Origin of the sequence: Flavobacterium sp. T12S277 (assembly GCF_048514875.1) — a bacterium.
Taxonomy (GTDB): Bacteria; Bacteroidota; Bacteroidia; order Flavobacteriales; family Flavobacteriaceae; genus Flavobacterium.
Genome location: NZ_JBLYEG010000011.1, coordinates 133,447 through 147,627 on the forward strand (window position 1 = coordinate 133,447; position 14,181 = coordinate 147,627).

Here is a 14,181-nt window from a genome sequence, read left to right on the forward strand (position 1 = left end):
GTGAGATGTGAAATGTGAGATGTGAAATGTGAGATGTAAAAAAAAAACTTAGAACCTTAGCGTCTTAGTACCTTTAAAAGAAACCTTTGTAACTTTGCCTCTTTGTCACTATGAACCTCGAAAAAGAAAACCTTAGAACCTTAGTATCTTAGCGCCTTAGCACCTTTTAAAAAAACCTTTGTACCTTTGCCCCTCTGAACCTCTTTACCTACTAAATGAAAAAAATTCTTCTGCTTTCGGATACGCACAGTCATATTGATGATACCATTTTAAAATACGTTGCTCAGGCTGATGAAGTGTGGCATGCGGGAGATATTGGGGATCTGAATGTTACGGATACCATCAAAAAGTTGAAACCGCTTCGTTGTGTGTATGGTAATATTGATGACGCACAGGCGCGATTGGAATTTCCTTTACACAATCGGTTTTTATGTGAGGATGTCTCGGTCTGGATTACGCATATTGGAGGATATCCGGGAAAGTATAATCCCAATATAAAGGAAGAAATGGCACTGAATCCGCCCAAACTATTCATTTGCGGGCATTCACATATACTGAAGGTTATGTTTGATAAAAAAAATAATCTGTTGCATATGAATCCCGGTGCAGCCGGAAAAAGTGGGTTTCATCAGGTTCGAACGATGTTGCGATTTGTAATTGACGGCGATAAAATTAAAGACCTGGAGATCGTAGAAATCGGGAAGAAATAAACTTGACTTAAAGTGGTAAAGGGACCTGAATTTTGATAAAAGTTCCTTCGTTTTTTTTGGAGGTAATCGAGATAGTTCCTTTGTATTTCTTGATTCGGGCCCTGATTCGGTTGAGACCAAAACCTTCAACATGGTTTAGCTTTTCGGTTTCAAAACCTTTTCCGTTGTCCTGAATTTCAATGAGAAATTGGTTGTTTTTTTCGGATAAGGAAATTTTGGCTTTTTGCGCGTCACTGTGTTTGATGATGTTGTTGAATAGCTCTGTCACAATAAAATAAAGCTTCATTTCAAATTTTTCGGTGTATCTTTTTTTAGTCGGAATGGCACTTGAAAATTCAAAATGAATATGCGAATTGGAGTTTCTTTCACATAAATCTTCCAGGGCATAAATTAAACCAAAGCGAACCAAAAGGGTAGGAACCAGATCGTGTGAAGCATCCCGTAAAAGATCATGTGCTTCCTGCAAAATAGCTTTTGCTTTCTTAATTTCGTCAGATTCTATATTGTTTTGTGTTGTAAAAGTTTTTAAGTGAAGTCCGACAGAAGAAACCAAAGAGTTGATGTTGTCGTGTAAAAATGATGCGATTTTTTTTCGTTCTACTTCCTGGCTGTCGATTGCGGCATTAATTACGTTTAGCAATATCTTTTGCTTGATCTCTTTTCGTTTTATTTTTTGCTTCAGTTTATTGTTCTGATAGAAAAAATAGAACAGGAAGAACAACAGGATTACCAGTACAATCGACAAACTGATGATTTGTTTGTTTCGTATATTTTCTGAAGTAGAAATGCTGTTTTCTTGCGAATTTTCGGCAACTGCAATAGTCGTATTTTCAGAAGCCCTCTTCTGCTGAGAAGCTGCAAGGCCGCTATTTAAAGAAATTAAAAGACTGAAAAATAGAAAAATTCTAAAAAGAGACATGGCGACTTGAATTGTTTAGGTGTGTTGGTATAGGTATCAGGAATTGATCAGATTGTTTTTCAGGGCATATTTTACAAGGCCAATGGTACTTTTTATCTGTAATTTTTTCATGATATTTTTTCGGTGTGTTTCTACGGTATTTGTGCTGATGAAAAGCTGCTCGCTGATTTCTTTTCCACTGTATTCTAAGGCAATTAAGGTAATGATTTCAACTTCACGCGCGCTTAGAATGGGGTTTTCGACCTGAATGTTTTTGTTGAGTTTTGGATTGTTATGAGAGAAGATGTTAAAGATTTTTTCTCTTACCGAATCGCAAAAATATTCCTGTCCCTGATAAACGGCTTCTATGGCTTCGATTATATTTTCTCCGGCGCATTTTTTGGTGAGGTAGCCTTTTACGCCTAGTTTCATTACTTCTTTGATAATTTTTAAATCATCGTAGCTGGACAAAATAATGATTTTGCATTGAAATTCTTTCTGCAGCAGCTCTTTAACTACTTCTATGCCGTCTTTTTTAGGCATACTGATGTCCAGGATCAAAATATCGGGATTGCTTTGGAGGATATCATTATAAACAGTGGTGCCGTCCAGTGAATTGCCTACCACTTCAAAATTTTCAACGGTTTGCAGCAGGTTGGTCAGGCCATCAATAAGCACCTGATGATCATCTGCAAGGTGTATTCTTATTTTGTGTTTCATAATTAGTTTAGGAGCTGAAACACAAAATTAAGCAAAAATTATCTTACAAGGTTTCTTTTTAAGGTTGTTTTGGCTGTTCTGTTTAAAATGGCAGAAAATGTAAGGCACAAAAAAACCCGAATTTAAAATTCGGGTTCTCTTCGCACAAAAAATTTAAGTTTATAGGTTTACCTCAAACGGTCTACAGATTTTACAAGATCTTCATCCTTTTTGATGGCCTTATTAGCTAAAACTAATAATACGATAGCAACAATAGGTAGAAACATCCCAATACCTTTCTCTGATACAATGGTAGTAGTATCTCCAGATAAATTTAGAGATCGATATACAAATAATCCCAATAAAATTAAATTTAATATTATGTTCAGTCTGCCCATTACAAACTGATTTTGTCTTTTTTTGTATGAAATGATACTAAGAATAGTAAGCATGGTACTTAAGCTTAAAAGAACAGCGTAAAACTTATCCTGCATAAAGTAAAATGGCTTACCATTATTTAAGGTCCAAAGCGGAATAAAAAAAAGTAATACCCCTGTGATTAAAAAGGTAAGAATTAAATATACGGTTTGAATTCGTTGTATCATGGTCTAAAATTGTTTTACAAAAATATATTTTCTTTTTATAAAATACTATTGTATGATTAAATTTTATTCGTATTATTGCATCATAATACCGTAAGCACTTCATACTGCGGTCAATCGAAAAAAAATATCTACCTATTCTTTTTACAGTATTTCCGTTAAAATAATTAAATTCATAGAACATTCATGTTTGATATTTCTGCATTAAAAGAAATGAAGCTTTCTGAGCTTCAAGAAATAGCTAAGTTAGCTAAAACTATAAAGTTTAATGGTGTTAAAAAAGAGACTTTAATCAGTCAGATTTTAGCACATCAAGAAGCGACTGTAGCGCCGCCGGCAAATCCTGTGGCAGAAGCGGAAATAGTTGATGATAAACCGAAAAGAGCAAGAATTGTTCCGGCCAAAAAAACACCAATCAGCAAGAATGCACCAGTTCTGGAATTTGATAAAGTAGAGGAAGCTCCTGAAAAAGCAGCAGCACCAGTTGCAGCAAATAAAACCCCGGCGATCAAAGCAAATCCTAAAACCAATCCTAAGATAAAAGGAAATGCAGCGGCGAAAGAAACAGCAGAAGTTAAAATTGCCGAAGCAGCTCCGGAGGTTCAGGAAAACAACGAAAATACCGAGAATACTGAAAATACGGAGAATCAAGAAGTAGAGAAAAAAGGACCGAAGATCGTAAAATTTAATAAATCAGCTTACGAGAAAAAGGTCGCTTTGCAAAAAGAAAAAGAAGCAACAAAAGAAGCAATTCCGGAAAACGAAACGGTAGCAGAAGTTCCGACAGCTGAAAAAGCAGAAGCACCGGTTCAAACCAAAAAGGTTAATCCGAACCAGAATAAAAATCAAAATCAGAATCCCAACCCAAACCCAAATCAGAATCCAAATTCTAACCAGAACGGGAATGGAAATAACGGGAATCAAAATCCAAACCATAAAAATAAAAAGAGTAATTTCAGAGATTCAGACTTTGAGTTTGATGGAATTATAGAAAGCGAAGGTGTTCTTGAAATGATGCCGGACGGTTATGGTTTTTTACGTTCATCAGATTATAATTATTTAGCCTCTCCCGATGATATTTATTTATCAACGTCACAAATCAGATTGTTTGGTCTTAAAACCGGAGATACTGTAAAAGGAGTGGTTCGTCCTCCAAAAGAAGGAGAGAAATTTTTCCCTCTTGTTCGTGTACTTAAAATTAATGGTCACGATCCGCAAGTTGTTCGCGACAGAGTTTCTTTTGAACATCTTACCCCGGTTTTCCCTTCTGAAAAATTCAAATTAGCTGAAAAAGGCAGTTCAGTTTCAACCCGTATTATCGATTTGTTTTCTCCAATTGGAAAAGGACAGCGTGGTATGATTGTCGCTCAGCCTAAAACGGGAAAGACAATGTTACTAAAAGACATTGCCAACGCAATCGCAGCCAACCATCCCGAAGTATACCTTATTGTTCTTTTGATCGATGAGCGTCCTGAAGAGGTGACCGATATGCAACGCAGTGTAAGAGGAGAAGTTATTGCTTCTACTTTTGACAGAGAACCACAGGAACACGTGAAAATTGCCAATATCGTACTTGAAAAAGCAAAACGATTGGTAGAATGCGGACACGATGTGGTTATTTTACTCGATTCTATTACGCGTTTGGCAAGAGCTTATAACACAGTTCAGCCTGCTTCAGGTAAAGTTTTAAGTGGAGGTGTTGATGCTAATGCATTGCAAAAACCAAAACGTTTCTTTGGAGCGGCAAGAAATGTAGAAAACGGAGGTTCATTAAGTATTATCGCAACAGCATTGACTGAAACAGGTTCTAAAATGGATGAGGTGATCTTTGAAGAATTTAAAGGTACCGGTAACATGGAACTTCAATTGGATCGTAAAATTGCCAACAAACGTATCTTCCCGGCTATCGATCTTACTTCGTCAAGTACACGTCGTGATGATTTATTACTGGACGAGAAAACATTACAAAGAATGTGGATCATGCGTAAATACCTGTCTGATATGAATCCGGTAGAATCTATGGATTTCGTAAACGACCGTTTCAAGAAAACTAGAAACAATGAAGAGTTTTTGATTTCTATGAATGACTAGGAGGAAGGTGCTAAGATACTAAGGAGCTGAGGTTCTGAGATACTAAGATATATAGACTATTTAGATAAAAGGTCCTGAGTTTTAAAGTGAAATGCACTTTGGAACTCAGGACCTTAATTCTTTTCATTTCTCAGTTATTCAACTACTTGACTTTTGGGCAACTTAGAATTTCTAAGAAAAATAATTTAATCTCGTTACATACCGATCGGTATTTTGATTATATTTGTTTTGAAAATTTCTATTTCAAACGGAAAATGATGAATACTTCTGAATTTATATTGGATAAAGTGGCCCCAATTTTTAACAAGCAGGGATACATTGGTACCAGTCTGACGGACATAACCAATGCAACTGGCCTTACGAAAGGAGCTATTTATTGCAATTTTACCAATAAAGAAGATTTGGCACTGCAGTCGTTTAGATTCAATGTTGATTTGGCGATTACACCCTTATTCAAACTTGTAGCTGCTAAGAGTGGAAGTCTTGATAAACTTTATGCGATTACCCATTATCAGAGAAGTTATTATGATTTGGTCAAAGATAGAGGCGGATGTCCTATGCTGCGGGTAGGAGTTGATACAAAATTTATCAATCCCTTATTGTTTCAGACCGCTCAGAATTTATCCCAAAAATTTATTACCGGACTGACGAATATTATCATTGAAGGTATTGATAAAGAAGAGATACTACCAACTACGGATCCTCTGAAATACGCAAAAATAATATTGTCCTTAATTGAAGGCAGCTCGCTTTTGGCCTTTACACACAATGACGAGAGTTACATCATTAGTGCAATGGACTTTATAGACAGTACAATAATTGATAAAATTAGAAAATAGTTTTTTTTTAACCTATCAGATACCGATTGGTATCTGATGCAATAGATTCAAAGAATGGAAAAAGTATTAAAAACAAAAAAGAAAATCAGATTTCAGGATTGTGATCCTTTTAATCATTTAAACAACGCAAAATATCTGGAGTATTTTATTAATACCAGAGAAGATCAGATTGCGGAACATTACAATTTAGATATCTTTAAATATCTTAAGGAAACAGGAATTAGCTGGGTGGTAGCATCCAATCAGATCAGTTATATGCGGCCTGCTTCAACCATGGAAACGGTACTGATTGAGTCACAATTGATTCAGTACAGCGATAATTTTCTGCTGGTTGAAATGAAAATGTGGAATGAAAATGAAACCGAATTAAAGGCAATTTTATGGATAAAGTTCTTTCATTACAATATTCAGAGCACAAAACGCGCCTCTCATTCTGATGATTTGATGAAACTATTTGAATCGGTTGTTGTGCCAGTCGAAGAATCTATTTTTGAAAACAGATGTTTAGAAATTGTACAGAAGTTAAAATCAGGAGTACCCGCTTAAATAAGAAATCATTGCGATAGCTTATTTAAAAGTTGCTCTAAGACGCAAGAATACTCTTTAAGGAATAGAAAAAATAAGAGAGGCTGTCTAAAAAGACAGCCTCTCATTTATAAAATTAAGGGATAACTTAGTTTCTCAGAATCTCAGAACCTTAGAGCCTCAGTCCCTTATTTAATCGGTTTATCGACTACCGGCCTGTTCTCTCTATTGGCTAAATCCCAGGCGATGGCGAAGGCTAATTTTGTTCTTTTGGTCAAAGCATCGTATTCGATTTTTTGAGGTTCGTCACCTTTTCCGTGGTAATCTTCATGTACTCCGTTAAAGAAGAAAACAGCTGGAATTCCATATTTTGCAAAATTATAATGATCAGAACGCTCATAAAAATGATTTGGATCTTTCGGATCATTAAATTTAAAATCCAAGTCAATTTTGGTGTATTTCTCGTTTTGAGCCACCACGATATTGTGTAAGTCAGTTGAAAGTCTGTCGGCTCCAATTACGTAAACATAATTGTTTGTTTGTGCGTGTTCAACATCGCGACGCCCAATCATATCGATGTTAATGTCGGTAATGGTATTAGCAATTGGGAATAGCGGATTCTCAGAATAATAACGCGAACCATGTAAGCCGTGTTCTTCACCGGTTACATGCAAAAACAGGATGGAACGTTTTGGTCCGTGCCCGTCTTTTTTGGCTTTTGCAAATGCTTTTGCCATTTCGATAACAGCAACTGTTCCGGAACCATCATCATCGGCACCATTATAGATTTCGCCTTTTTTGATTCCAACGTGATCGTAATGCGCTGAAATTACCAAAACTTCATCAGGTTTTTCAGAACCTTCAATATAAGCCCAGATGTTCTCTGAATCCGGTAAATTTTCGTTGCGTCTGGCATTTAAAAAAGCGGCAGGAATGTGTTGGTAATAATCAGTCGCTCCTTTAGGAAACGAAATTCCACTTTTTTTGTATTGTTCGATCATGTAAAGACCTGCTTTCTTTTGTCCTTTCGATCCGGTTTCACGACCTTCCATTTCATCTGAAGCGACAACATAAAGCATCGTTTTCAGATCTTTTTCAGAAATAAATTCGATGTATTTAGACGGATCTGAATTGTCTTTTGAGGCAACTGACTGCGTGTTTTTACAGGAAAATGCAGTGCCTATTAGCAATAATAGTATGATTTTTTTCATGTTGTGTTTAGTGTAAATTGATAAAGGTATAGAAAACGTAGAAAACTAATAAGAATGAGATGATCATAAAATTGATGGTCAGCACTACAATGCTTTTAAAAAAGGAAATCCATCTTGTTTCTCCGTAAAAACGGTGGTGTGCCGGGAAAAAATAGTAGAACATCCAGAGACCTCCAAAGAAATCGGTTACGCTTGAGATAAAAGATATTGGACTGTCTTCTCCAAATAATCCAACCAATCTTCGGATGACAAATAAGATGAAGGTTACCAGTAGTAAAAAAGAAAAATAATGCAAGGTGAAGATACCATGGTCAAAATAATACCATCTTTTTTTGCCGTGAAAGATCCATAGAATGAAAGCAAAGAGAGGCATTATAATAAACAGAACCTTTGGAATGTTGTGTACAAATGACTCTGTGAATTTGTTAATGATCTCTTTTTTGGTATTGTGCTCTTTTACGTATTTTGCTTTTTGAACTAACCAGTAACTAAAAGAATCCAGCTTTTTGTCCTCGGGGGCATATTTTTGAACGGAATCGACTTCTCGGGTGAATTTATCAAAACCGTCTCCGGGTTTTAAATCGTTAAGATCTCCTGTGAAAACGTTTTTTGGAGCTTCTTTTTTGTTGCTTACTTCCAGATTAAAATCAGCTGCGGTATCCTCGGAATGACCTGGAAATAAAGCGATCATTAAAAAAGTAACAAAACTGATAAAAATGTATAAACGAACAGGAGCTAAATAAGATAAACGTTTTCCGGAAAGATATTCTTTAGTTAAAGCAGAAGGTTTAAACAAAAGGTTTTTGATTGTTCGCCAAAAAGCATTTTCGTAGTGTGTCAGATCTTCAAAAAAGTGAACGAACAAATGATGAAATGTTTTTCGGGAATCGGTGTTTTCCTGCCCACAATTGGGACAAAATTTTTGTTCAACAACATGCCTGCAGTTTAAGCAGGTTTTGTCTTTTCTAATCGGACTGTGTGACATTGATTATAAATTACTTTGGTTTAATTTTGGTTTGTTTTTAATCTGCAAATGTTGCAGATTTAAATGGGTTTACGCTGGTTTTTTAGGCAAATTTCAGGAGTTAACGCGAATTAATTCTATTGCAATCAATGTAAATTGGTGCGTTGTTATTTACTTTTTTAATACTTCGTTCAGGAAAAGCTGTAAGTGTTCAAAAGATCTTTTTGCAGCAACTGCATTGTAGGCTGCACCTTTTGAGTTGTCATTTCCTGCTTCCGGATTTGTGAAAGAGTGTACGGCATTGGCATAATAAATCATTTGCCAGTCGGCTTTTGCATCGCGCATTTCCTGTTGAAAAGCAGTGATTTCTTCTTTTGATTCATAAGGATCGTCAGCTCCATGACAAATCAGTACTTTAGAGGTGATTGGTTCAATCTTGCGGGCAGCGTCTCTGGCTAAACTTCCGTGAAACGAAACTACGCCTTTAAGTTTCAAATGGCCACGTGCAGCTTCAAGAACTCCGGTTCCTCCAAAACAATAGCCAATAGCCACAATATTGTCAGCATTGGCTCCGGATTTAATTAATTCCTGTAAGGCAGCATTGATGCGTTTTTGATAGATCTCGTAATTGCTTTTGTAGTAGCCGGACTGTTTCCCTGCTTCGGCAGTATTGGCAGGATAGTTCCCTTCGCCATAGATATCGGCTATGAAAACATTATAACCTAATTTTGATAAGTTTTCTGCAATATCTTTAGAGGCTTTGTCAATTCCAAGCCAGGCCGGAATAAGTAAAATACCCGGATTTTGAGTGCTTTTTTTAAGAGATTTTACAAATAGTCCGTTTAGAGCCTGAGAACCATCTTTATATTTTACAGCTTTTAATTGCGCATTTATACCGTTAGAAAACAGTAGGGTAGCAAAAAGGAGAAGGGCCGAATTTTTCATAAGCGTACAATTTTTAACAAATATCAGAAATATTATGTTACAAAAAAACCTCGGGATCTATTTCTTCCGAGGTTTTTATCTGTTGTTTTCTTACCATGAAAATCATTGACCGGGATGGTAGGTTTTCTCCGCATTTTTGATCACATCTTCTTTGTAGAATAAGACTTCTTTGAAACTTCCTTTTTGATACATTTCGCTTTGATCGTTGAAGTGTCGGGAGTTAGGATCGCCGCTGTTACCTCCTGCCAATAGGGATTTTGCTTTTATTTTTGGACCAAATTCTACAGCACAAACAAAACTGTTGCCATTGTAACCATATCGTTTTTTAGAGTCTTTTTGGTAGCTGCTTTTAAAGGAAGGTAAACTTCCCCACGAACCCGGGCCAAAAGCAATAGGCAAACTTGGCAGCGCATCGTCATATTTTAAATCGATGTCGCCGTTGGAACGCTGAAAGCGGTTTATTTCTCCCCAGGCAATTTTCCAGGTTCCCCATTTTGAGGTGAGTTCTTTTAAAACCGCCTGTAATTGCGGAAGCATCTGATTAGCGGTTGCGTTTTTTGCAAATTTTTTGGTGTTTTCTACCTGATCCGGTTCTCCTTCATCGATATAGGCTTTGAGTATAATGGGGTCTAGTTTATAAGCCCATTCCACCGCTAATGTGGTGGCCACCGAATTTTCCTGAGCATAATAATCCCAGTTTTTTAAGAGTGAAATGGCTTCCTTTAATTCCGCATATTCAGGATTTGCCGGGTTGCTATTTTTTTCGAAAACGCTAATCAAAGATGGGATTAAAATTTCGAAAATCGACAATTTGGTATCGTATCCGTCTGCAATTACTTTGTCTAAAGTATATTGATTGCCTTTGCTGAAAATTCTAACCGCATTTACGCCTCTGAAATTTTCTCCGTCAGGAGCCATATAAGGCAAATAGTTTTCTCTTTTCGGACTGTTTTCTCCGGCAACGGAGTAAGGGGTCGAATTGCAGTTTTGCAGCCAGCCATTTACCGGATTATACAAATGAACGGTTTCGTTTACTTCATGCAGACCTTTCCATTGTGTCGCTAAAATTGATCCGTCCACTACTTTAGACCAATTGAAACTTTTGTCTCTAACCGGAATAAAATTCCCGTGCCAGTAGGCAATGTTTCCTTTGTCATCTGCATATACAGTATTGTTGGAGGTGTTGGCTTTCAAATCCATTGCTTTTTTGTAATCTTCAAAACTGGTAGATTTGGTTCTGACCCAACTCTGAATTAAACTGGTCATCGATCGATTATGTGACTTCAAACTGATCCATTTTCCATCGCGTTTTGCCATAATCGGACCGTTATTGGTAAAGTAAGTTTTGAACTTTTTAGGAATCAGTTTCCCGTTTTCGGTATAACGTATCGTGATCTCTTTTTCAACAACCGGGATTAATTTTTTATCGAATTCATAAAACAATTTGCCCTTTTTATCGATAATTTTCTCGGCATACATGTCGGCGACATCTACATTGGATGAGGTGTGCATCCATCCACAATGCTCATTAAAACCTTGATAGACAAAAAACTGTCCCCAGGTCACTGCTCCGTAAACGTTTAGTCCTTCTTCGCTAGTTACCTGTACTTCAGGTCTGAAATAAAAGGTAGTATGCGGATTGATGTATAAAATAGCGTTATTGTCAGCTGTTTTTGAGGGTGCAAATGCAAAACCGTTAGAACCTGTCTGAACGTTTTTTTCTCTTTCCACGTAGGCTACTTTATCCGAATTGCCGGAGTAAAAAGCTTTTAATTCTCCTGTGGTAAGGTCAGCAGTACTTATGGCTCCAATACTTCCATCCGTCCAAAGCAGTGGGAACCAGGGTTCAAAATGGGTTAGGAGTGCCGGTTTTACTTCGGGATGTTTGTACAAATAAAAGTTTATGGCATCGGCATAACTGTTCAGTAGTTTTTTGAGCCATACCGGTGCTTTTTTGTAATCGGCTTTTGCTTCTTCGTAGTCTATTAAAAGTCTGATTTCTAAATCGTTGTATAAAACAGATTGCCCTTTTATTTCCGAAAGCCTGCCCAGCTTTTCAATATAATTCATTTCAATCCGTTTAAAATCATCTTCACATTGCGCATAGAGTAATCCGAAAACCGCATTGGCATCCGTCTTTCCGTAAACATGCGGAATGCCCCAGTTGTCTCGGATGATGGTCACCTGTCCGGCTAGATTTTCAAGACGTGCTACTTCTTTAGGATTAATTTTTTGTGCGGAAAGCTGAAAACTGACACAGCAAATTACAAAGGCTAATTTTAGAGTTTTAAACATGCTTATTTGATATTAAATTTTTGTCCGGCTGTATAAATGCTCATTTGCAGATTTTCGATCGAAATGAGATTGTTGTTTTTGGATTTGAGGATTCCTTTTGGTTTTTTAACTACAATTACTTCACTTTCGCCCGCAACTTCAATCTGATTGTTCCGAACAATGATAGCGGTACTTTCGTCGATTCCAATTCCGGTCAGGGCTGGAAATTCAACTAGTGCCGATAGCAATCGGTTGTAGCGGTTTCTTTTTAAAAAATGCTGGTCGATGATGGCCGTCTGGAGTAACCCTAAGCCTTCGGAGGTTTCGAGATTGTCGTAGCGGATGTTGTCAAAGGTTCCGGAGTATTCTTTTTCTAGTTTCTGATTTCCCGTGATCATTTTCTCTGACATTACTGCTGCACCGGCGCTTGTTCCCGAAATGGTACTTCCGTTTTCATAGGCTTTTTGAATGGCCGTTTTAACCGGACTGTTTTGAACGACGTTCATAAAACGGGTCTGATCTCCGCCACTTATAAAAATCAGTTTTGCTTTTTGCAGTGAATCTGCCAGCCTTTTATTCTGAGCCGTTTCTTTATTGAAATTGAGCATCACAATGGGATGAGGTGTTAGTTTTACCATTTGTGTTTTGAAGAAAATAAACGAGCTGTCCGGTTCTTCGCTTGACATTGGTAAAACCACGATATAATCCTTTTGGGATAGATCGGCAACACTCAAAACCTGCTTCATTAGGGCATCAGAGCGATCACCGCCGCCAATGATAAAAAGTTTTCCTTTAGGTGTTTGTGCCTGAACGAAACTGGTAGCTAAAAAAAGCAGGGATGTAAATATCTTAAGTGTGTGTTTAATAACTAGCTGATTTTTCATGGTTTATTTTGGTTTAGTTTTGCTGATTTTCAATGAACTTTAAAAGAGAATGGTTTACAATAAACAAAACATCCTGAATTTTATCTAAATCTACTTTTGAAGCAATATCTCCGGGGGTGTGGTAATCTTCGTGAAAGCCGCTGAAAAAAGTCAAAACAGGAGTTCCTTTGACGGTAAATGATGCATAATCGCTACCAGAATGCCCGTTGGTTTCCCATAAATCCAACGTAAACGGATTTTGAAGTTTAGCGTTGCTTTCGCTAACGATTTTCTTTAAGTACTCCGTTTCTTTTTCGGTACCAATACTTAAAAACCGATGTTTTGTATCTTCGGGAGCACTTCTCGAAATCATATCCATATTAATGCAGAGAAGGATTTTGGGATCTTTTAAATTCAAATTCTGAACAAAATATTCACTTCCTAAAAGTCCCATTTCTTCGGCAGTCCAGGCTGCAAAGAGAATATTGTATTCTGGTTTTAGGTTTGATTCTGACCATTTTTTTGCCAACGCCAGCATCCCTGAAGTCCCTGAGGCATTATCATCAGCACCATTAAAAATCGAATCATTTTTAATTCCCAAATGATCGTAATGTGCACCCACAATAATGGTTTTGCTGCTGTCTTTTCCGGGGATCATTCCTATTACATTACGGACCGCAAAGGTTTTGGATTGTAAGTCGACAGAGAAATTAATTTTTGTATTTTTTAGTAGAGTGGAAGCAACAGTTAGTTTTTGTGCTGCTTTTTTCTCAATACCTTCTAAGGATATAGAGTTGCCCGTAAATAAAATATCGGCAGCTGATTTACTTATTTTAAAAACTGGAATCGAGCTAACGGTTGGGTTTTCCAGAGAATGAAAAATGACATCTTCTTTTTTGTTTTTAAATTGAAAATCGTTTTTTCCATCAACAAAGATTAATGCAATTGCGCCTTTATTGATCGCGGTCTGAAGCTTGATTTCATTCAGATTGTCTGCTTCGGGATAGTATTTTTTAAATTTTTGATAAGATGCGGAGGTGCTGTCCTGATGCCCGGGAAATCCTTTGAGAACGATAACAATTTTATCTTTTACATTTTGATTTTTGTAGTCGTCATACTTTTCCTTTGGCAGGCTTAGTCCATAACCCGCAAAAACGACTTGCGCTTCTTTTTGAATGGATTGAGCAGTGGGGGTAACCTGAAAATCGGTTTCAGGAGAAAGTGAAAAAGTTTCTTTAGCTCCTTTTTTTATTTCAAATGTGACTTTTTCTACCCTGTGCTCTGCAATTTTAAAATTCTGATAATAGCCTGATACAGTATCATATGGAGCCAACTGGTATAATCCCATCATAGAGGCAATGTATTCCGAGGCCATAAAAGCGCCCTTTTGAGTGGTGCCGCGGCCCTGCATCCAGTCGGAAGCTAAAAAAGAAAGCGTGGGTGAAAAATCACTTTTTGACGGATTGGAAACAACGGTTTGCGAAAACAGGACTGACTTGGAGCTAAGTAAAGCAAGCAAAAGTAGTTTTCGTAACACCATCGTTTCAAATTTAGAAAATG

At 37.0% G+C, this 14,181-nt stretch carries 13 protein-coding genes; 4 read left to right on the forward strand and 9 right to left on the reverse strand.

The window, feature by feature from the left end; all coding sequences use genetic code 11:
- Positions 1-215: 215 nt before the first annotated feature.
- A complete protein-coding gene (locus ACN1CN_RS16085; RefSeq protein ID WP_264524673.1) occupies positions 216-710 on the forward strand; it encodes a metallophosphoesterase family protein in 495 nt (164 codons plus the stop codon).
- A gap of 7 nt (positions 711-717) precedes the next feature.
- Here the strand turns inward: ACN1CN_RS16085 and ACN1CN_RS16090 are convergent, their stop codons facing one another.
- The 3 genes from ACN1CN_RS16090 to ACN1CN_RS16100 form a co-directional block, all read right to left on the reverse strand.
- The gene (locus ACN1CN_RS16090; protein ID WP_419136357.1) at positions 718-1,629 is read right to left on the reverse strand and encodes a sensor histidine kinase; all 912 of its coding nucleotides are present in this window, start codon (positions 1,627-1,629) and stop codon (positions 718-720) included.
- Positions 1,630-1,665: 36 nt separating this feature from the next.
- The gene (locus ACN1CN_RS16095; protein WP_419136358.1) at positions 1,666-2,328 is read right to left on the reverse strand and encodes a response regulator; all 663 of its coding nucleotides are present in this window, start codon (positions 2,326-2,328) and stop codon (positions 1,666-1,668) included.
- Positions 2,329-2,495: 167 nt separating this feature from the next.
- Positions 2,496-2,912, reverse strand: a complete 417-nt coding sequence (locus ACN1CN_RS16100) for a DUF4293 domain-containing protein (RefSeq protein ID WP_291286046.1) — start codon at positions 2,910-2,912, stop codon at positions 2,496-2,498.
- A 183-nt stretch (positions 2,913-3,095) separates the two neighbouring features.
- Between ACN1CN_RS16100 and rho the strand changes: the two genes are divergently transcribed.
- The 3 genes from rho to ACN1CN_RS16115 all read left to right on the forward strand — a co-directional run bounded on the left by rho (position 3,096) and on the right by ACN1CN_RS16115 (position 6,385).
- Positions 3,096-5,000, forward strand: a complete 1,905-nt coding sequence (rho, locus tag ACN1CN_RS16105) for a transcription termination factor Rho (protein ID WP_419136359.1) — start codon at positions 3,096-3,098, stop codon at positions 4,998-5,000.
- Positions 5,001-5,254: 254 nt separating this feature from the next.
- Complete coding sequence (locus ACN1CN_RS16110) at positions 5,255-5,839, forward strand: TetR/AcrR family transcriptional regulator (protein WP_419136360.1); 585 nt, start codon at positions 5,255-5,257, stop codon at positions 5,837-5,839.
- A 54-nt stretch (positions 5,840-5,893) separates the two neighbouring features.
- Positions 5,894-6,385 carry an acyl-CoA thioesterase gene (locus ACN1CN_RS16115; protein ID WP_419136361.1) on the forward strand — a complete coding sequence of 164 codons (492 nt, stop codon included), beginning with the start codon at positions 5,894-5,896 and terminating at the stop codon, positions 6,383-6,385.
- 167 nt (positions 6,386-6,552) lie between these two features.
- Here the strand turns inward: ACN1CN_RS16115 and ACN1CN_RS16120 are convergent, their stop codons facing one another.
- From ACN1CN_RS16120 to ACN1CN_RS16145, 6 genes are all read right to left on the reverse strand, one after another.
- Complete coding sequence (locus ACN1CN_RS16120; RefSeq protein ID WP_419136362.1) at positions 6,553-7,575, reverse strand: M28 family peptidase; 1,023 nt, start codon at positions 7,573-7,575, stop codon at positions 6,553-6,555.
- Positions 7,576-7,582: 7 nt separating this feature from the next.
- The gene (locus ACN1CN_RS16125) at positions 7,583-8,560 is read right to left on the reverse strand and encodes a DUF3667 domain-containing protein (RefSeq protein WP_419136363.1); all 978 of its coding nucleotides are present in this window, start codon (positions 8,558-8,560) and stop codon (positions 7,583-7,585) included.
- Positions 8,561-8,710: 150 nt separating this feature from the next.
- Positions 8,711-9,484: a dienelactone hydrolase family protein gene (locus ACN1CN_RS16130; RefSeq protein WP_419136364.1), complete on the reverse strand. Its 774-nt coding sequence runs from the start codon at positions 9,482-9,484 to the stop codon at positions 8,711-8,713.
- A 102-nt stretch (positions 9,485-9,586) separates the two neighbouring features.
- Positions 9,587-11,779, reverse strand: coding sequence for a penicillin acylase family protein (locus tag ACN1CN_RS16135; RefSeq protein WP_419136365.1), 2,193 nt, complete (start codon positions 11,777-11,779; stop codon positions 9,587-9,589).
- Between the two features lie 2 nt (positions 11,780-11,781).
- Positions 11,782-12,642, reverse strand: a complete 861-nt coding sequence (locus tag ACN1CN_RS16140; RefSeq protein ID WP_419136366.1) for a cyanophycinase — start codon at positions 12,640-12,642, stop codon at positions 11,782-11,784.
- Positions 12,643-12,655: 13 nt separating this feature from the next.
- A complete protein-coding gene (locus ACN1CN_RS16145) occupies positions 12,656-14,161 on the reverse strand; it encodes a M20/M25/M40 family metallo-hydrolase (protein ID WP_419136367.1) in 1,506 nt (501 codons plus the stop codon).
- Positions 14,162-14,181 lie beyond the last annotated feature (20 nt).